We start from the raw sequence: 19,273 nt of genomic DNA, 5'->3' as shown, positions 1-19,273 counted from the left end.
TCACACGTTTAAAGACCGGCTTGATATTGCCTTCGACTATGCGGCACCAGAAACGTCGATGAGAGGAAATGTGCTCCGTATCAAGAATGAAAAGCAGAATCTTATTTATACATTGTCCTTTAATAGTGAGGAACAGGATGTAATTTTCAAGCTGAATGAAGAAGGAAAACAGAATCTGGTTACGTTGCATTTGAATAAGGAAGAGTTCAATCGCCGACGATGGCAACAGGTGCAAATCCTATTTAATCTGGTTAAAAACGACGTCACATTAAAGGTTAATAAAGAGAGATCAACTTGTCCGGACTTAAATTTTGCAGAGCAAAGCTGGAAGCCGGTGATGTATTTCGGACGTAGTGAATATATTATTGATATTCCTTCTTTCGGGATTCGTAATTTGTCCGTCAAAGATGATAAAACTACTTTCTTATTTCCCTTGAATGAAAACAAAGGAAATGAAGTGCACGATTCGGAGGGAAGCCGTATCGGTGAAGTGGTATGTCCGGTATGGATGATAAACGATGCTTATTTCTGGCGACATAAAGTAGCCTTTGAATCGAATGAAGTGGCGGGGGCTATGTTTAATGTTCACAACCAGGAAATTTATTATTTTAATGACAAGCAGATAACAACTTATAATACAACGAACGGCACTTCCAACACGAAAGAATATGCTGCTCCTTGTCCGATGAAATTCCGTTTGGGCACGAGTTTTGTCGATACCGGGCAAGAACGGTTGTATGCTTATGAAGTTTATGATCCGCCTTTTAGCGGGTATGCAAGTGCATGGTATGATTGGCATAATAACCAGTGGACTCCATTGAGCTATGATGTTCTGCCTACACAACTGCATCATCATAGTGCCTTTTATGATGAGACCAATCATCGGTACATTATTTTTGGCGGTTTTGGTAACCATCGCTTTTCCAATCGGTTCTATGCGATGGATGTGGTGACAGGGAAATGGAGTGAAATCAAATATACGGGCGATCATATTGATCCGCGTTATTTTACTTCTATGGGATACGAACCGTCTTCCAATTCTCTGTATATCTTTGGAGGAATGGGGAATGAGTCCGGGGATCAGGCTATTGAGCGAAGATACTACTATGACCTCTACAAACTGGACTTGAATACGAATCATCTGAAAAAGATGTGGGAAATTAAATGGAATCAAGCAAACATGGTGCCGGTAAGAAATATGATTTTACCAGGGGATTCTACTTTCTATACTTTGTTCTATCCGGAACATTATTCCCAGTCGTATTTGTGCCTGTATCGGTTCTCCATATCCGATGGGTCTTACCAAGTATACGGTGATTCTATTCCTATGCGTTCTGATAAGATAGCAACCAATGCTAATCTTTATTACAATGCAAATAGAAACGAACTTTATGCAGTGACTTTAGAATTTGATAATCAAGATCAGGCATCAGTTTCCAATATTTATAGTCTCTCTTTTCCACCCATCACAAAAGAGCAGATGGAAGTAGACGACACTTCGAGTCTATTTTTCTGGATCATGCTTGTTGGCGTTATTGTCATTGCGGCTTTGTTGGCTGTTGTTTCTATTTATATTTTTATAAAAAGAAAGAATCGTTCCGAAAATCAAATTGATAATGAGGAACCGGAGTTGCCGGAGGGAGAAGGGGAAATTGTGGATAACCTGCATAATCGTCCTAATTCGATTTATTTATTTGGAAACTTTTCAGTCAGGGATCGGCATAATCGGGAAATTAATTACTTGTTCAGTCCTAAACTAAAACAAGCTTTCATCTTGATTTTCGAATATAGTCTTTCCGAAGGAATCACCTCGCAAGAATTGAGTGAACAATTATGGCCCGACAAGACAGAGAATAAGGTAAAGAATATCCGGGGAGTTACCCTGAACCATCTGCGGAAAACACTGGCTGAATTGGATGGCATTTCTCTTGTTTATGAGAAGAATGTTTTTCGTTTGATATTGCAGGAACCTTGTTATTGTGATTATCTGCAATGTATGGAGATATTGACGGGTAATCCTGTAGAAGAACAATATGAACGACTCTGTGAGATTGTATCGCAGGGAGCTTTCCTGAAATCATTGGATATTCCTTTATTCGACCATTTCAAGGCACTGGTGGAGGCGCAATTAGAACCTACATTAAGCAGACAGGCAGAAGTGTGGTATGAAGAAGAGAAATATACCAAAGCTATTGCGATGGCTAATGCTAGTTTTAATTTAGACCCGTTGAATGAAAAATCATTGCGTATAATCATCGGTGCTTATTGTAAGCAGGGGCTATATAAGGAGGCAAAGACCAGATATAAACTTTTTGCAAAGCAATATCAAATGCTACAGGGGGAAAACTATTCTGTAACTTTGCAGAGTTTATCAGGAGGAGTTGTCCTTAATTAAAGGAAACAATGTCGTATTTATAACTGAATAGCCTTTTTGTGCGACTGCCTATTTATAGATTTGTATCGGCAATTCCCCCTTTAGTGCTCCTATGGCATTAAATGCTAACGACTCCATTTCATTCTCTCCGGGATAAACATAGATGGGAGCCAGGAAAGAGATTCTCTTTTTCAGTCTTGAAATCACATGGTCCGAATAGGCGATACCTCCTGTCAGAAGGATGGCATCTATCTTCCCACAAAGTACGGTGGCACTGGCTCCTATTGCTTTTGCAACATTGTAAATCATGGCATCCAGTATCAGTTCCGCTTTTTTATCTCCTTCTTCGATAGATTGTATAATGGCGGGAACATCGGTTGTACCTAGATGGGCGGTCAGTCCGGCGCGTCCGGAGATACGTTTTTTCAATTCGTCTTTGGTGAGTTGACCGCTAAAACATAGGTCGATCAGTTGACCGGCGGGAAGTGTACCGGCACGTTCCGGTGAGAAAGGACCTTCACCGTCCAATGCATTGTTGGCGTCAATGGCTCGTCCGTGGTGATGGACTGCGACAGAGATGCCACCTCCCAGATGGCAGATAATTAAATCCAGATTTTCGTATTGGGTTCCCTGCTCTTTGGCAAAGCGGCGGGCGATTGCTTTCTGGTTTAATGCATGCCAGATGGTGATCTTCGGCATTAAAGGAGAACCAGTAATGCGTGCTATATCCTCCAATTCATCCACCACTCCCGGATCAGCAATGAAAGCCGGACAGTTGGGTAATGTAGAAGCCAGCTCGCTGGCAATCAACCCTCCTAAGTTACAGGCATGGGTACGCATGGCATGTACGGTATCACGTTTCATGGCTTCATTTACCTCATACACTCCGCCTGGTATCGGTTTTACTAAACCGCCGCGTCCGATGATTGCATCAAAAGAAAAAGGTATCTTATTGTTTTCCAATTCTTGTAACACCAGGTTTTTCCGGAATTCAAACTGGTCTATTACCTCCGGAAAAGCGGATAGTTCTTCTACAGAATGTTTTATATTACTGACAAACAGCGGAGTTTCATTTTCGTAAACTGCTATTTTAGTAGAAGTAGAACCGGGGTTGATAACCAGAATTTTCATGAATAGTAGGCTTTTAGTGGTGAATTTAGAATGATGAGCCGGTGACTTGGCTGACTTGTTTTCTGCATTTGCAATCTCCTGACACTTGTAAGCAGGCCATTGCAATGCTGTAATATTTGGACAAGCCGGAATCACTACGCGATGGAAGTACTACAGGGCAAATAGGACCTTGCAGCAATCCTGCCATTTCTGCCTGTGCGAACAGAGAGACGGATTTGTAGAATGCATTACCCGACTCAATGTTCGGGAATATCAAGACATCTGCCTGTCCGTTGATAGGAGATACAATCCCTTTAATATCACCACTTGCTTGTTCGCAGGCAGTACGTACATCCAGCGGACCGTCAATAATCACATTTCCGAATTCTCCCGCTTCGGCAAGTTCTACGATATTCACATAATCTAGTGAATGAGGGAACTTGGCACTCACTTTTTCTGTGCAGTGAATCAACGCGACACGCGGTTGTTCGATGCCAAAGTGACGGCAGGTGCAGATAGCATACCAGATCATTTCTATACGTTGCTGTAAAGTAGGACGCGGAATGACGGCGGCATCCGAGAAGAAAAGCAGTTTATGGTAAGTAGGAATTTCCATTACTGCCAGATGCGTGAGGATTTTCCCTTTCGGTAACAAACCTTTTTCTTTGTCGAGTATGGCATGCAGTAAGTTGTCCGTATTGATAATCCCTTTCATCAAAATATCCGCTCCTCCTTCACGCACAATGCGGACAGCTTCGCGCGCCGCTTCATCCGGATTTTCTATGTGGATGGTTTTTACGTATTCAGGATATTGTTTGAGCGTGGGATATTTCTTCAGAATGGTAGAATCTCCAATCATCAGAAATTCTGCAATCCCTTCTTCCAAAGCACGGGAGATGGCATATTCAGTGTTAGGATCGTTCGCACAGACCACGGCAATTCGTTTTCTATGGTTTAGTTTTTTAAGATGAGCCGTTAACTGGGCAAAATTTAGAATAGGTTCCATAACGTTAGATTTTTAGCAAATATCAGAAAAATGATTGAAAAAATAATGATTATAACCCGAAAAATTACATCCATTATGTAACATTTTGCTATATTTTATTTGTTTTGGCTGTTGGATGTGCATGGAACCGTTTTTTCCTGTATTTTTGCAAATAAATCCCCCAATAAAATAAAAGCACCATGAAACAGTTTAAAAATCTATTATTTCTTAGCTTAATTCTCCTTTGTTGGACGCTTGTTTCCTGTAAAAGCAGCAAGACGTCTTCCGGTTGGTCTTTGATCTGGGAAGAGAACTTTAATCAGAAAAAGAGTTTCGATTCACAGGTCTGGAGCAAGATTCCACGCGGAAAGTCAGACTGGAATAACTATATGACAGACTTTGATTCCTGCTATGCCATGCGTAAAGGCAAACTGGTGTTGAGAGGTATTGTCAATCATACCCAACGCAATGACACTGCCCCTTATTTGACAGGTGGTGTGTATACAAAAGGTAAAAAGGCTTTTACGAACGGGCGTATTGAGATTTGTGCCAAGTTGAATGCGGCGGGAGGAGCGTGGCCTGCCATCTGGATGTTGCCTGAAGGAGCGGCATGGCCATCTGGCGGTGAGATTGATATCATGGAACGTTTGAATAACGATTCTATTGCTTATCAGACAGTCCATTCCCATTACACTTATACGCTGGGGATCAAGGATCATCCGGTATCACATTCTACGGGAGTGATTCACCCTGACCGCTACAATATTTTTGCAGTCGAAATGTATTCGGACAGTCTTTCATTTTATGTCAATGATGTACATACGTTTACTTACCCCCGCATACAAACGAAAGAAGAAGGACAATTCCCTTTTAATCAGCCCTTTTATCTGCTGATTGATATGCAGTTGGGAGGTTCGTGGGTGGGAGCAGTCTCTCCCGAGGATCTTCCGGTAGAAATGGAAGTGGACTGGGTGCGTTTTTATCAACGAAAGTCAATAAAATAAGAACATATATGGATATTCAATTTCCTCCCTTTTTGCAGAAAGGTGATAAAGTGGTTATTGTATCACCTTCGAGTAAGATAGACCAACAATTCCTGAAAGGAGCTAAGAAACGGATGGAATCATGGGGCTTGAAAGTGGCTATAGGAAAACATGCCGGAAGTTCATCCGGAAGATATGCCGGGACAATCAAGCAGCGGCTGAAAGATTTGCAGGATGCGATGGACGACCCTAAAGTGAAAGCTATTCTTTGCAGCCGTGGAGGGTACGGGGCGGTACATTTGATCGATAAAATTGATTTTACGACCTTTCGTGAACATCCGAAATGGTTACTGGGCTTTAGCGATATAACCGCTTTGCACAATCTGTTTCAGAAAAATGGATATGCTTCCCTTCATTCATTGATGGCACGTCATCTTACGGTGGAACCGGAAGACGATCTTTGTGCGAACTATCTGAAGGATATTCTATTGGGAACTATTCCTTCTTACATGTGCGAGAAGCATAAACTGAACAAGCAGGGGACGGCACAAGGCGTTTTGCATGGCGGTAACATGGCGGTAGCCTACGGTTTGCGTGGCACTCCTTATGATATTCCGGCGGAAGGCACTATACTATTTATTGAAGATGTTAGCGAACGTCCGCATGCCATCGAACGTATGATGTATAATTTGAAACTGGGGGGCGTGTTAGAAAAACTGTCCGGATTGATTATCGGTCAATTTACAGAATATGAAGAAGACTGTTCGTTGGGCAAGGAACTGTATGCTGCTTTGGCAGATTTAGTAAAAGAGTATGATTATCCCGTCTGTTTCAATTTCCCGGTGGGGCATGTGACTCATAATCTCCCGCTTATCAACGGTGCAAAAGTAGAGCTTGTGGTGGGAAAGAAAAATGTGGAACTAAAGTTTATATGTTAATAATCCATTCCATCTGAACGATGCTGTGGTGAAAATGACTAATTTTGAGGCTTTAATAGATAAAAGGACGATGAAAAAGAAAACTATGATAGTATTAATGAGTGCCTTTTTGTTATTATCAGCATTCTCTTGCGGTGGAGGTAACAAGGCAAATAGTACGAGTGAACAAGACGAAAAGACAGTTGTGAATGTACCTCAGTTTGATGCGGATAGTGCTTATTTGTATGTAAAGAATCAGGTAGATTTCGGACCTCGTGTTCCTAACACTAAAGAACATGTAGCCTGTGGCAATTACCTTGCCAGTCAATTAGAGGCTTTCGGTGCTCAAGTGACTAATCAATATGCTGATTTGATTGCTTATGACGGTACGCTGTTGAAAGCGAGAAACATTATCGGTTCTTATAAGCCGGAAAGTAAAAAGAGAATCGCTTTGTTTGCACATTGGGATACACGCCCATGGGCTGATAACGATCCTGACGAGAAGAACCATAAAACTCCGATTCTGGGTGCAAATGATGGTGCCAGTGGGGTAGGAGCTTTGCTCGAAATAGCTCGTCTGGTCAATCAGCAACAACCGGAATTGGGGATTGATATCATTCTGTTGGATGCAGAGGACTATGGTGCACCACAGTTTTATACAGGAAAGCATAAGGAGGAATTCTGGTGTCTGGGATCGCAGTATTGGGCACGTAATCCTCATGTACAAGGATATAATGCACGTTTTGGTATCCTGCTCGATATGGTAGGAGGTGAAGGCAGTGTGTTTATGAAAGAAGGGTATTCGGAAGAATTTGCTCCGGACATAAATAAGAAGGTTTGGAAAGCGGCAAAGAAAGCGGGTTACGGAAAGACTTTCATGGATGGAAACGGAGGATTTGTAACAGACGACCATCTGTTCATAAATCGTCTGGCACGTATTAAAACGATCGATATTATTCCCTACAATCAGGAAGGTGATTTTACCCCGACATGGCATACTGTCAATGACAATATGGAACATATTGATAAGAATACGTTGAAAGCAGTCGGTCAGACGGTATTGGAAGTGATTTACAATGAGAAATAATAGAATTGAGAAATAATATAATAAGGTGTTGATAGATTGATATGCCGGTTTTAAATACGGCATCTGCTATTCGCACACTGGTATATTGTCTAATTAAATAATTACTATAATGTCAATTAATGAACTACAAGATGAAGTGATTGCGGAATTCAGTGACTTCGACGATTGGATGGACCGTTATCAATTACTTATTGATTTGGGAAATGAGCAGGAACCACTTGAAGAAAAATATAAGACGGAACAAAATCTGATTGAAGGATGCCAGAGCAGGGTATGGCTTCAAGCGGATGATGTGGATGGTAAAATCGTTTTTAAAGCAGAAAGCGATGCTTTGATTGTAAAGGGGATTATTGCCTTGTTGATTAAAGTCCTTTCCGGACATACTCCTGATGAAATCTTAAATGCAGATCTTTATTTTATAGACAAGATCGGACTGAAAGAGCATCTATCGCCAACGCGTAGCAACGGTTTGCTGTCGATGGTAAAACAAATACGAATGTATGCATTAGCATTCAAAGCGAAAGAGGGGAAGTAAAAACTTCCCTTTTTTATTGCTGCTTTTGGGAAGTCAGGTGGTTCATGGTCAGTATGATACCGATAAACAGGAGGATTGACCCGAATAGGACGATGAGATACGGGGTACCGTTAATCAGGTCGTCCATATTTTCTGCTTCGGGATATTTGATGCTAAGATAGACTGACAATGAGTTGTTTAGTACATGCATGAGTATACAAGGTATCAGACTGCCTGTTTTGTAATAAGTCCATGCCAGCAGGATACCGATCAGAAAAGCCGGAAGGATCTGGGCGGGATTTATATGAAAGACACCGAACAGAAGTGCGGAAATCAGAATTGCTTTAGTCGGATTGTATTGCTGAAGTAAAGCGTGTGTAATGGCTCCGCGAAACAATAACTCTTCAAGTACGGGACCTACGATGGCTATTGCAAGAATGCCGCCCCAACCGGATTGGAGAATGTTGAAAGATTGTTCCATGATATTGGGAATCCAATCCAGCAGGCTCATTAGTGAGGAGACTGCAAACCCGCAAGTGAGGATTGCAATGGCACTACAGACCAGATAAGGGGCTGACACAGGTAACCATGTTGCCTTCTTTTTACTGATATAACCGGCTTTCCATAGATAAATACCCATCATAATCTGACCGGCTAGTTGTGCCGGGATCATAATCATTTGCGTCAGAGTGACTTTATCCAGATTTCCCGTGGTGACGAACAAATAGATCGTACAGGGAATCATAATCAGGATTGGAGCAATAATCTGCGCAATGAGAAGGTCTATTAATACTAACTTGATAGCCGTTTTCATGTTTTTTTATTTAGTGGTAAAGAAACTATAGATAAACATAGCTAACATGGATATAGCTATTACCACCAAAGAGATACTCATAAATGACTTTTGCATAAGAATCTATTTTTTAAGAATTGTTTCTGTCTCTTCAGCATCCTTATGGAGCTGTGTTATTAACTCGTCGATACTGGAGAATTTCAGTTCGGGACGTGTCCGTTTAACAAAAGTAAGCCGGATGAATTTATCATATATGTCAGAATGGAAGTGGAGGATATTCACCTCAATCGTCCGGTTCGGACCATTGTCAATCGTCGGGCGGACACCTATATTCAGCATCCCCATATACGTTTTCCCGTCAAATGTTACCCATACGGCATATACGCCATCGGCAGGAATCAGTTTATCGGGATCATCCACCCGTAAATTGGCCGTTGGGAAACCTATCTTTCTGCCTACCTGATAGCCGCCTACTACGATCCCGTCAAGGAAATATTCATATTTCAAACAATGGGCGGCCAGGCTAACTTCTCCTTCATGAAGAAGTTTGCGGATCAGGGAAGAGCTCACCGGAATGTTGGGTTCGTTCCCTATTTCTATATTGCTGGTATACGCTTTGGCGCGAATCACTTCTATGCCAATTTCTTTTCCATAACGTACATAATCCTCGAAACCTTCGCTGCGGTTATGTCCGAAACGATGGTCATAGCCGATAACCAGATATTTTACCTGATAACGCTCTTTTAGCAACTGTGTCATAAACTCCCGGGCAGTGAGCCGGGAAATTTCCGGAGTGAAATCAAGCATTAGGCAGTAGTCTACCCCAATGTCTGCAAGCAGACTTATTTTTTCTTCGGGGGTAGTCAGAAGGTCCGGACGATACTCCGCATTCATCACTTTTCGGGGATGAACGGGAAAAGTAACCAATGCAGAGCGTAGACCTTTGGCGGCGGCTATCTCTTTCACTTGCTGAATCAGATAGCGATGTCCTGCATGTACTCCATCAAAGAAACCGATGGTAGCTACGCAGGGTTCCGGGGTAATTGCCGATGTGTCACGTATAATCTGCATATCTCTAAAATTATTTGAGGTTGAAAAGATGGCTCCAGTCTTCGCCTGCTTTCGCTGTATAGGTAGAAATTCCTAAATTTTGGGCTGTCTTACAGTTCATTTCAGAGTCATCAATAAAAAGCGTTTCTTTCGGATCGATACCGGCATCCTCTATGATTGCCTTGAATATCTCCGGTTCGGGCTTGGCCATTTTCATTTCAAAAGAGAGATACGTTTTTTCAAAATAATCTTCCACCTTAAAGGTGCGATAAGGAAACAAATGAGCGCATGTCCATTCCCAATGAATTTGGTTGGTATTGCTCAATAAATAGACGACATATTTCTCACGTAATTTTAATAATAAATCCAGTTTTTGTGTGGGTATATCTACCAGAAAGCTATTCCAGGCTGCATCTATTTGTTTGTCGCTAATTGCTTTGCCTATCATTTTACGAACTCCGTCACGGAATTCGGCAGGTGTAATCAATCCTTTTTCCTGTTGCATCAGGAGTCCGTCCTGGTTCTGGATATCCAGCAATTCATCCACGTTTTGGAGCCCTAACTTCTGAAAGTGCTCAATGCAACGTTGGCGGTCGAGATTGATAAGTACACCACCTAAATCAATAAGAAGGTTTTTTATTCCTTTACTTTTCATTTCTGTCTTTTTTGTGAATAATACGTTGAACCAGGCGAACAAGTTCTCCAACCCATAACACCGTGGACGAAACGCCTATAATAAGAAGCCAGGTTTGCCAGTCGAGCGGTTCCGTGCGGAATACGGCTCCACCGAACTGTACGATGAGGAATTGTCCGGCAAGAATAGCCAGTACAATAAGCTCCATCCCGTAGGATTTGGAAAGTCCCTTGAATGCCGAATCGGTAGTACCGAATACACGGGCATTGAACAGATTCCAGAATTGCAGCATGACAAAGAAGGTGAAGAAAATAGTCAGGTTGTGTACATTCATTCCTTGTGTGCTGTGGTCGAAATAATAAATCATTCCGAGCAGTACGATGAGGAAGATAGAGCCCACACCTATTATATTAGCCCGCATTGCCTTACTGATAATAAAATCGGTACTGCGACGAGGTTTCTCAAGCATCACCGTTTCGCTGGGTGGAATGGAGGCAAGAGCCAAAGCGGCAAAAGTATCCATAATCAGGTTCACCCATAACATTTGTGTTACAGTCAGCGGAAGTTCCGTACCGATTACGGAGCCTAGCAGAACGATAAGCAATGCTACAAAGTTGATCGTTAGCTGGAAAACAATGAAACGCTGGATATTTTTATACAGTGAACGTCCCCACATAACAGCGGTTCCTATACTGTTGAAGGAGTCATCGAGCAATGTAATATCACTGGCTTCTTTAGCTACAGAAGTACCTGTACCCATTGACAAACCTACTTGAGCATGATTCAAAGCCGGAGCATCATTCGTTCCGTCTCCGGTTACCGCTACCACTGCTCCTTTTTGTTGAAGCAGTTGTACCAGACGTTGTTTGTCTGTCGGACGGGCACGGGACATGATTTTTAAGTCCATCACTCTGTCCAGTGCTTCTTCATCGCTCAATTCGGCAAATGCAACACCGGTGATTCGATTTCGTTCCGTATCAGTTTCAGAGTTCCAAAGACCTATCTGGCGTGCGATTTCCGTGGCAGTTCCCGGAGTGTCGCCGGTCACGATTTTGATACCGATACCTGCAGACTGGCATTTTGCAACCGCAGCAGGTACATCCGGACGAATCGGGTCGGAGATGGCAACCACTCCCAAGAAATTGAGGTCGTTGGCTGAAACAAGTTCCGTGCAATCGTTCGGCTCATTTTCTCCGACAATCTTGAATGCAAATCCAAGTGTACGCATAGCCATATTCTGATAGCTCAACAGTTGTGCTTCCACTGTAGAACGATACTCTACCGCATCCACTTGCCGTCCATCCAGAACAACTTCTTTACACTTACCCAAAACAATTTCAGGAGCTCCTTTTATATAAAGTATTTTTTTTCCGATCAATGGAGATTCAACAAGAGTCGCCATGAATTTCCGTTCGGTAGAGAAGGTGAGTTGATCGAGAACATGAGCTTGTTCGCGGAGTTGCAGGTAATCTCTTCCCTGTTTGTTAAGCCAGAGCAATAAAGCCACTTCGGTTGGATTTCCTACGCCTTTGGGTTTTTCTCCATTGGTTGATTCTTCAAGGAAAGCTGTTGAATTGGCGCTGATTCCTTCTGCGATAAGTGCGCTGATATCGTCATCAGACAAGTCACTGCCATTTTTGATACCATAGAAATTGGGTTCGTGCACTTGCATCAGATTTTGCGTCAGTGTGCCGGTTTTATCCGTACAAATCACGGTGATGGCTCCCATTGTTTCGCAAGCGTGCATTTTCCGCACCAAGTTGTTGGTGGAAAGCATACGGCGCATATTCAATGCCAGACTAAGCGTGACACTCATTGGCAATCCTTCAGGCACAGCTACTACAATCAGTGTAACTGCCATCATAAAATATTTCAGTGTCCGTTCGAAAACCGGAAGCCACTCATGCCACCCGTTCAGCGAACCGAAATCAAAAAATAACAATACATCCTTGACAAAGAATATGAGAAAAGCAAGACCGGCAACGGTAAAACCGATCTTTCCGATCAGATTTGCAAGTTTGGTCAACTGTATGTTCAGCGGGGTGGGCTCGAGGTTGTCCTCTGTACTCTGCCGGGCTACTTTTCCGATTTCAGTAGCATCTCCCACATACAGCACGCGCATGCTACCATGTCCATCCACCACTGTAGTGCCACGCATCACCAGATTGGAGGCATAAGTGGCTTCTTCATCAAAATCAGCTTCTAGAGTAGTTTTGTTAATAACAGGTTCTCCGGTCAGATTGGATTCGTTCACTTGCAGAGAGATAGCTTCCAGCAACTCTCCATCAGCGGGAATTTCTTCACCTGTTTCCAGAATGACGATATCACCTACCACTATGTCTTTACGAGGGATTTCCTGTACGCGTCCGTTCCGGACCACTTTTACCAGGGTTTCTTCATTGACCGCATTCAGCAGATCGAACTTCTTACTGGCATCATATTCGAAGAAGAAACCGATTCCGGTAGCCAATAAGATAGCGGCTATAATTCCGATTGTTTCGGCATATTCGTTTTCGATGATGGAGATGATTAACGAGAAAGCGGCTGCTACTAATAGTACACGGACAACCGGGTCTTCAAATTTTTCCAGATAAAGTTTCCAGAGAGAAGGGCGCTTGGGGGGCGTTAACAGGTTAATACCATTTTTCTCCCTGCTTTGTAGGACTTCGTCATCAGTAAGTCCTAAATGATAATAGTCATTTTTATTTGTACTCATGCAGATACATGCGTTTAGTTTGAACCGCAAAAATACAACATAAAATTGTGATAGAATGTTTAATTAAAACTTTTTATGAAGTCGAATTTGTTAGCGTGGTTTACCACATGACCGGTAAGGAATTGTAAACCAGAATGTAGAGCCTTCACCTTCTACGGAATCCGCCCCGATTTGACCGCCAAGTTTGGCGACAATAGTTTGAGATATGGAAAGTCCCAGTCCGGCTCCTTTTTTATCTTTATTCAGTTTCACAAAGCGCTCGAATACATCCGGTAATTTCTCTGCTGGAATTCCGGCTCCGGTATCCTTGACATAAAAGTAAAGCTCGGTGTCCCTAGCTTCATAGCCGAGGCGGATGCTACCTTCATGGGTGAACTTAATGGCGTTGCCGGCAAAGTTTGAAAGCACTTGTGCCACCCGGTTCCGATCTGTTTGAATCATGCAGGAAGAACAGGATGGTTCCGCTATAATTTGTATCTTTCCTCCGGCGTCATCGACTCTCATTTGAAAAAGTTGTTGTAAATCTGAAAGTAACTGGTTGACGTCAACCGTTGTCTGTACAAATTCCAATGTTCCGGCTTCGATTTTTGATATATCGAGAATGTCGTTGACCAGTTGCATCAGGAGGTCGGCATTCATTTTTATGATTTCTTGATATTGAGCCTTTTCCTCTTCTGTTGTTGCGCTGCCTAATACCTCTGCAAATCCGGTAATAGCATTGAGAGGGGTACGGATTTCATGGCTCATGTTGGCTAAAAAGGCAGATTTTGAAATATCGGCTTTTTCTGCTTTTTCTTTGGCTAGTTGTAGTTCCTTTTCAGCTTGTTTTCGGCGGGTAACATCATGTACGGTGATTACCATGTTCTCTTCTTCATTCAGAAGGAAGTAAGAACCGGATATGACTGCATCACATTCCACGGTAGTATTATCAGACGTAACTACGGATAAAGTGGCTTCAAGATCGGTGAAGTTTCGTCTCTGTTCGAAAGCCTGGCGTATGGCGGCACGTATCGGACAAGAGCCGCAGAAACTATGCGTGCCGCAACCTCCTTCGGCTGCCAAAGCATTGCGACATTGCAACAGGTCGCCTACTCTTTTCTCTTCTGTTCCTTTTTTAGTTCCGGTTTTTTGATAATAGTTGGTTTTTAGTACCTTGAAATCATTGTCTATTAATAGGATAAAAGCATGTACATTCTTTAAGATGGCACCGGCGATATGGCTGGTACGTTCCAACTTTCTGGATTCACGGAACAATCGTTGTTGCATCCGCAGGCATTTCCTACGTTCCCATAAAAAACTGATTAGTAGGATTGCGCATAAAATTATTAAGGTAGACAATAGTGCTATAAGCATAGTATAATATTGTTGTTTTAGCTTGATAATATGACTACAAAGATAGTTTTTTTCTTTAGTTTAAAAATAGTGTTGAACAAATATCTTGCTATTTGTGTTATATTATTTAGGAAACCAATTAAAAATACGAACGTTATGAAAAAGTACATTTGCACGGTCTGTGAATATATTTACGACCCCGAACAAGGAGATCCGGAAAGTGGAATCGAACCAGGAACAGCATTTGAAGATATTCCTGATGATTGGACTTGTCCATTATGTGGAGTCGGAAAAGAAGACTTTGAACCGTACGAAGGATAAAACCAAGAGAGAGAATTATTAAGAGGAGAATGACTGGGTGTATAAATATATACCCGGTCATTTTTTATTTTTATGGTAGGAAATTATTCTGCTGATTATAAATGTAATATCTTTGATGCAAAAATCGGAAGTTATGTATAATAGAGCAACTGTCATGACCGATCTAAGGTATCTATCATACCCTGTAATCTTTGTATTATTGATATTCAGTCTTCTGATGGCTGGTTGTAGCGACGATGAGAATGAAGAACAACCTCCTGCTCCGGATGTTCCGGATTATAGCACGATTGTAGTAAAAGATATACAGAATATACCTGCGGACTTCACATTTGACCGGGTTGAGGTGAAAATGACGGGTGTTGATTGGCAAGTGATTGAGACTCTTAGCTTTCCTTATGAGAACGGGCAGATAATAATGGCACTTCCCACTAGCTTTTCTTCGGAAAAGCTCCAGATAGTAGATCGGCGTAATGGTATGAGTGGTTATTGGACCGGAACTTCAGATGATGCGGATGCTCTTGTGGCGACATTAGGAGATTTCTTTGTTTTTAATGGAGATAAAAGAGTGGGGCGAATTGCTATTTCCAACTGGTCTGGTAAAGGGGCTTCTGCCGGGAAAGCTACACTGGTGAGTTATCAGTATGCCGACCGTCCTTTTACATTGACAGGCAGTGATAAATCATATTATTATAGTAACTGTTCTTTTAATAAGGGGTGGAATATTTTTGCCAATATAAATCCGGACTCGGAAGGCGGGACTGCAAAAGTGCTTCGTACAACTACTGTTCCGGAATCTACCTTATTCTGGCGTTTAGCTGAATCATACGTATATAATTGATTTTATAAAAGAGATTATTAGATATGAAAAGGAGAATCAGCTATGTATTGACACTACTGATCCTCCTTTTTTTATTCTTTATTTTATCTGTTAAGAAGCTCTTTTCTCTTTCACATCACTGCTGGCTTCCACTACATTCACTACATAGTCACCAAGTTTCTCGCATTCGGCGATAATATCCATGTAGTAAACTCCCATCTGATAATCATATTCTTTGTTGTTCACATCCAGAATATTCTGATTCTTCAGTTGGTTACGATAATTATTGATTTCGTTTTCGATGTTGAAGGACTTGTTGACATCAATGCTTTGATGCTCCGGCTTTTCTACTACTATAATCATTTGGGCAAGTGCATCGTTAGTCAGCTTCATCATGAAATGAATATGCTCATATTGTTTTTCGGTAAAGTCTTGATTAGTCTGACGTTTCCGGTTGATGGTACGTGCCAGATTATAGCAGCTGTCGCCAATGCTTTCAATTTCTGTCACTTCACGCAACATACCACGTATTTGTAATTTACTTTCAGAACTCAAACGGCCTTCGGATACCTGATTCAGGTAGTTGGCTATTTCAAGTTCCATATTGTCGCTGATATTTTCATATTTTTCTATCCGGCTGAACAGTTTATTGAAATCGTCATCCTTTTCCGTATGCAACAGATCCTGCACCATGCCGAACATCCGGTGCGTACGTTCTGCGAAAAGATGGATTTCCTTACGTGCCTGAAGGATAGAAAGTTCAGCAGTGGAAAGCATACCACCAGTGATAAACCGCAGGCGAGGTTCTTCGTCTTCTTCTTTCGGATGAATTAAAGCGCATACGGTACGCTCAATCAGTTTCACACCCCATATCAGGATACATACGTTGCAGATGTTGAAGATAGAGTGGAAAGCAGACAGCTTGTAAGAAATGGCAACTTCAGGGTTGTTTGTCTGGAAGAATGTATCTACTACCCAGTTCACAAACTCCATGAAAGGGTGGAAGATAACCAATACCCAGATGACACCGAACACATTAAAAACAAAATGGGCCAATGCTGCCCGCTTAGCCTGTGTGTTGGCTGTAAGTGCGGCAAGATTGGCCGTGATCGTAGTTCCGATGTTCTCTCCTAATACAAGTGCTGCTCCTAGTTCCAGACTAATCCAACCGTTGGCACACATAATTAATGTGATTGCCATGGTGGCTGCAGAGGCTTGCACAATCATGGTCAGTATAGTACCGATGAGCAAGAACAGAATAATGGAGAAGAATCCCATATCTGTGTAGTTCTGTACGAAGGCGAGCATTTCCGGGTTGGCATTCAGGTCGGGGGCGTTTGCTTTCAGATAAGAGAGCCCCATGAAAAGGAAAGAAAAACCGAAAATGAATTCACCGATGGACTTGCGGTTGCTTTTACCGGAGAAGATGAGCGGAAGAGCGATGGCTAGAAGTGGAAGAGCAAAGGCAGCCATGTCGACCTTAAATCCGAAAATTGAAATGATCCAGGCAGTTACAGTAGTACCGATATTGGCACCCATAATAACGCTGATGGATTCGGCAAGTGTAAGTAACCCGGCGTTCACGAAACTAACGACCATCACCGTCGTTGCTGAAGAAGACTGGATAAGGGCTGTAATCAACACTCCTGTTAGAACTCCCGTTACCCGATTGGTAGTCATTGCCGTTAGAATACTTCGCAATCTATCACCCGCGACCTTTTGTAAGCCCTCGCTCATGATTTTCATTCCGTAGAGGAAGAGTCCCAATGAGCCTATGAGCTTTAAAAAATCATAAAAAGAATATTCCATCTATAATATTTTTAATGGTTATTTGTTCTCAATCTGATTATAAGTATATTAGTCCCAAATTATTCACCTTTTAACGAACTCGATGAAACAGATGTTACAAATATGTTGCAAAAATAACAATAATTCCAAAGAATTCCCTATCGGAAGCTCACTTTTGGATATTTATTACGGTTTTAATCTTAATTTTCCTTATCAAGTAGTGAGTGCCAAGGTCAATAATCGCTCCGAGGGACTTAATTTCAGAGTATATAATAATAAGGATGTAGAGTTTCTGGATGTGAGAGATCAGTCCGGTATGCGTACTTATGTCCGTTCGCTTTGTTTTGTCTTGTTTAAGGCTGTCACGGAACTCTTTCCCGAGGGAAAATTGTTTGTGGAACATCCTGTTTCAAAAGGTTATTTCTGCAATTTGCGGATTGGACGCCCCATTGAACTCGAAGATGTGACGCGTATTAAGCAACGGATGCAGGAGATCATTGCGGAAAATATTCCTTATCACCGCATTGAATGTCATACGGCGGAAGCGGTACGGGTTTTCAGCGAGCGGGGGATGAATGATAAAGTGAGGTTACTTGAAACTTCCGGTTCTCTTTATACCTATTATTATACGTTGGGTGATACTATTGATTATTATTATGGTAATCTGCTGCCCAGCACCGGATATCTTAAATTGTTCGATATTGTGAAGTATTATGACGGGTTGCTACTCCGGATTCCGAGCCGGGAAAACCCGAATATGCTCGAAGAGGTCGTGAAGCAGGAAAAAATGCTGGATGTCTTTAAAGAATATCTGAACTGGAGTTATATCATGGGGCTTAATAATGCCGGAGATTTTAATCTTGCCTGTGAAGAAGGGCATGCCACTGACTTGATTAATGTGGCGGAAGCATTGCAGGAGAAAAAGATAGCGCAGATAGCCGACACTATCTTCCATCGTGGTGAAAACGGCAACCGGGTAAAACTGGTATTGATTGCCGGACCGTCTTCTTCGGGAAAGACAACATTCAGCAAACGGCTTTCTATTCAGCTGATGACAAATGGCTTGAAGCCATTCCCCATCTCTTTGGATAATTATTTCGTAGACCGTGAGGAAACCCCTTTGGATGAAAACGGAAACTATGATTATGAATCACTTTATGCGCTCGATCTGGAATTGTTTAATCAACAGCTGCAGGCGCTTCTTCGTGGAGAGGAGGTGGAATTGCCCCGTTTTAATTTCTCTCTTGGCAAAAAGGAATATAAAGGTGATAAACTGAAAATAGAAGATAATACCATTCTGATTCTGGAAGGTATTCATGCCTTAAATCCGGAACTGACACCGCATATACCAGCCGAACGGAAATTCAAGATTTACGTTTCAGCATTGACCACTATTTCGTTGGATGACCATAACTGGATTCCAACTACCGACAACCGTTTGTTGCGCCGTATCATCCGCGACTTTAATTATCGGGGATATTCTGCACGTGAAACCATATCACGCTGGCCTAGTGTACGTGCCGGTGAAGACAAATGGATATTCCCTTATCAGGAGAATGCTGATGTCATGTTTAATTCAGCGCTGCTTTTTGAGTTTGCCGTGCTTCGATTGCACGCCGAGCCTATTTTGATGGGTGTTCCGCGTAACTGTCCTGAATATTGTGAAGCCTACCGGTTGTTGAAGTTTATTAAATATTTTGTTCCGGTACAGGATAAGGAAATTCCGCCTACTTCTTTGTTGCGTGAATTTTTAGGAGGAAGCAGCTTTAAATATTAAGCAGAAAAATTAGGATATATTCGTGAATTGTGTTTCCTTTGCAGAAAATACAAATAAACCTTTTGTTGTAGTGAA

16 protein-coding genes are annotated in these 19,273 nt (G+C 42.1%); 8 read left to right on the top strand and 8 right to left on the bottom strand.

The genetic code is table 11. The annotated features are described in order from the left end of the window. Positions 1-58: 58 nt before the first annotated feature. A complete protein-coding gene (locus DXB58_RS06720; RefSeq protein WP_117937132.1) occupies positions 59-2,395 on the top strand; it encodes a DNA-binding transcriptional activator in 2,337 nt (778 codons plus the stop codon). 48 nt (positions 2,396-2,443) lie between these two features. Here DXB58_RS06720 and buk read toward each other — a convergent pair whose 3' ends face one another. Beyond that, complete coding sequence (buk, locus tag DXB58_RS06715; RefSeq protein WP_009000211.1) at positions 2,444-3,505, bottom strand: butyrate kinase; 1,062 nt, start codon at positions 3,503-3,505, stop codon at positions 2,444-2,446. 25 nt (positions 3,506-3,530) lie between these two features. Continuing rightward, positions 3,531-4,490, bottom strand: coding sequence for a phosphate acyltransferase (locus tag DXB58_RS06710; protein ID WP_004296252.1), 960 nt, complete (start codon positions 4,488-4,490; stop codon positions 3,531-3,533). A 179-nt stretch (positions 4,491-4,669) separates the two neighbouring features. Here DXB58_RS06710 and DXB58_RS06705 point away from each other — a divergent pair, with 179 nt between their 5' ends. From DXB58_RS06705 to DXB58_RS06690, 4 genes are all read left to right on the top strand, one after another. Next, positions 4,670-5,473, top strand: coding sequence for a glycoside hydrolase family 16 protein (locus DXB58_RS06705; RefSeq protein ID WP_122136304.1), 804 nt, complete (start codon positions 4,670-4,672; stop codon positions 5,471-5,473). 8 nt (positions 5,474-5,481) lie between these two features. After that, the gene (locus DXB58_RS06700) at positions 5,482-6,390 is read left to right on the top strand and encodes an LD-carboxypeptidase (protein ID WP_122136303.1); all 909 of its coding nucleotides are present in this window, start codon (positions 5,482-5,484) and stop codon (positions 6,388-6,390) included. Positions 6,391-6,460: 70 nt separating this feature from the next. Continuing rightward, positions 6,461-7,456, top strand: a complete 996-nt coding sequence (locus DXB58_RS06695) for a M28 family peptidase (protein ID WP_004311944.1) — start codon at positions 6,461-6,463, stop codon at positions 7,454-7,456. A gap of 109 nt (positions 7,457-7,565) precedes the next feature. Next, a complete protein-coding gene (locus DXB58_RS06690) occupies positions 7,566-7,991 on the top strand; it encodes a SufE family protein (RefSeq protein ID WP_004306960.1) in 426 nt (141 codons plus the stop codon). A gap of 13 nt (positions 7,992-8,004) precedes the next feature. Here DXB58_RS06690 and DXB58_RS06685 read toward each other — a convergent pair whose 3' ends face one another. From DXB58_RS06685 to DXB58_RS06665, 5 genes are all read right to left on the bottom strand, one after another. Then, the gene (locus DXB58_RS06685) at positions 8,005-8,784 is read right to left on the bottom strand and encodes a CPBP family intramembrane glutamic endopeptidase (RefSeq protein ID WP_004296247.1); all 780 of its coding nucleotides are present in this window, start codon (positions 8,782-8,784) and stop codon (positions 8,005-8,007) included. 102 nt (positions 8,785-8,886) lie between these two features. Further along, positions 8,887-9,834, bottom strand: a complete 948-nt coding sequence (locus DXB58_RS06680) for a bifunctional riboflavin kinase/FAD synthetase (protein WP_122136302.1) — start codon at positions 9,832-9,834, stop codon at positions 8,887-8,889. A gap of 10 nt (positions 9,835-9,844) precedes the next feature. Next, entirely contained in the window at positions 9,845-10,468 is a 624-nt protein-coding gene (locus tag DXB58_RS06675) for an HAD family phosphatase (protein ID WP_122136301.1), read from the bottom strand. Further along, positions 10,458-13,163 (bottom strand): calcium-translocating P-type ATPase, PMCA-type, encoded by a 2,706-nt coding sequence (locus DXB58_RS06670; protein WP_122136300.1) that lies wholly within the window; start codon positions 13,161-13,163, stop codon positions 10,458-10,460. Before DXB58_RS06670 ends, DXB58_RS06675 begins: the two co-directional genes overlap by 11 nt. 90 nt (positions 13,164-13,253) lie before the next feature. Continuing rightward, complete coding sequence (locus tag DXB58_RS06665; protein ID WP_122136299.1) at positions 13,254-14,429, bottom strand: cell wall metabolism sensor histidine kinase WalK; 1,176 nt, start codon at positions 14,427-14,429, stop codon at positions 13,254-13,256. Between the two features lie 222 nt (positions 14,430-14,651). Between DXB58_RS06665 and rd the strand changes: the two genes are divergently transcribed. Together rd and DXB58_RS06655 are read left to right on the top strand one after the other, a co-directional pair. Then, complete coding sequence (gene rd, locus DXB58_RS06660) at positions 14,652-14,816, top strand: rubredoxin (RefSeq protein WP_004306971.1); 165 nt, start codon at positions 14,652-14,654, stop codon at positions 14,814-14,816. A gap of 133 nt (positions 14,817-14,949) precedes the next feature. Next, positions 14,950-15,654: a hypothetical protein gene (locus DXB58_RS06655; protein ID WP_233527251.1), complete on the top strand. Its 705-nt coding sequence runs from the start codon at positions 14,950-14,952 to the stop codon at positions 15,652-15,654. A gap of 90 nt (positions 15,655-15,744) precedes the next feature. Here the strand turns inward: DXB58_RS06655 and DXB58_RS06650 are convergent, their stop codons facing one another. Then, positions 15,745-17,442, bottom strand: coding sequence for a Na/Pi cotransporter family protein (locus DXB58_RS06650; protein ID WP_122136297.1), 1,698 nt, complete (start codon positions 17,440-17,442; stop codon positions 15,745-15,747). Between the two features lie 82 nt (positions 17,443-17,524). Here DXB58_RS06650 and DXB58_RS06645 point away from each other — a divergent pair, with 82 nt between their 5' ends. Beyond that, positions 17,525-19,198, top strand: coding sequence for a nucleoside kinase (locus DXB58_RS06645; RefSeq protein WP_009000201.1), 1,674 nt, complete (start codon positions 17,525-17,527; stop codon positions 19,196-19,198). Positions 19,199-19,273 lie beyond the last annotated feature (75 nt).

It is taken from the genome of Bacteroides sp. OM05-10AA (assembly GCF_003439055.1).
GTDB classification, from domain to species: Bacteria; Bacteroidota; Bacteroidia; order Bacteroidales; family Bacteroidaceae; genus Bacteroides; species Bacteroides intestinigallinarum.
Note: the sequence above shows the minus strand (reverse complement) of the source record. Positions and strands in the feature narration are given on the sequence as shown.

Coding starts and splice junctions, on each gene's coding strand:
- DXB58_RS06690 (WP_004306960.1), top strand. CDS start 7,566: ATGTCAATTAATGAACTACAAGATGAAGTGATTGCGGAATTCAGTGAC.
- DXB58_RS06685 (WP_004296247.1), bottom strand. CDS start 8,784: ATGAAAACGGCTATCAAGTTAGTATTAATAGACCTTCTCATTGCGCAG.
- buk (WP_009000211.1), bottom strand. CDS start 3,505: ATGAAAATTCTGGTTATCAACCCCGGTTCTACTTCTACTAAAATAGCA.
- DXB58_RS06645 (WP_009000201.1), top strand. CDS start 17,525: ATGAAACAGATGTTACAAATATGTTGCAAAAATAACAATAATTCCAAA.
- DXB58_RS06700 (WP_122136303.1), top strand. CDS start 5,482: ATGGATATTCAATTTCCTCCCTTTTTGCAGAAAGGTGATAAAGTGGTT.
- DXB58_RS06720 (WP_117937132.1), top strand. CDS start 59: ATGAGAGGAAATGTGCTCCGTATCAAGAATGAAAAGCAGAATCTTATT.
- DXB58_RS06710 (WP_004296252.1), bottom strand. CDS start 4,490: ATGGAACCTATTCTAAATTTTGCCCAGTTAACGGCTCATCTTAAAAAA.
- DXB58_RS06675 (WP_122136301.1), bottom strand. CDS start 10,468: ATGAAAAGTAAAGGAATAAAAAACCTTCTTATTGATTTAGGTGGTGTA.
- DXB58_RS06665 (WP_122136299.1), bottom strand. CDS start 14,429: ATGCAACAACGATTGTTCCGTGAATCCAGAAAGTTGGAACGTACCAGC.
- DXB58_RS06695 (WP_004311944.1), top strand. CDS start 6,461: ATGAAAAAGAAAACTATGATAGTATTAATGAGTGCCTTTTTGTTATTA.
- DXB58_RS06680 (WP_122136302.1), bottom strand. CDS start 9,834: ATGCAGATTATACGTGACACATCGGCAATTACCCCGGAACCCTGCGTA.
- DXB58_RS06650 (WP_122136297.1), bottom strand. CDS start 17,442: ATGGAATATTCTTTTTATGATTTTTTAAAGCTCATAGGCTCATTGGGA.
- DXB58_RS06705 (WP_122136304.1), top strand. CDS start 4,670: ATGAAACAGTTTAAAAATCTATTATTTCTTAGCTTAATTCTCCTTTGT.
- DXB58_RS06655 (WP_233527251.1), top strand. CDS start 14,950: ATGTATAATAGAGCAACTGTCATGACCGATCTAAGGTATCTATCATAC.
- rd (WP_004306971.1), top strand. CDS start 14,652: ATGAAAAAGTACATTTGCACGGTCTGTGAATATATTTACGACCCCGAA.
- DXB58_RS06670 (WP_122136300.1), bottom strand. CDS start 13,163: ATGAGTACAAATAAAAATGACTATTATCATTTAGGACTTACTGATGAC.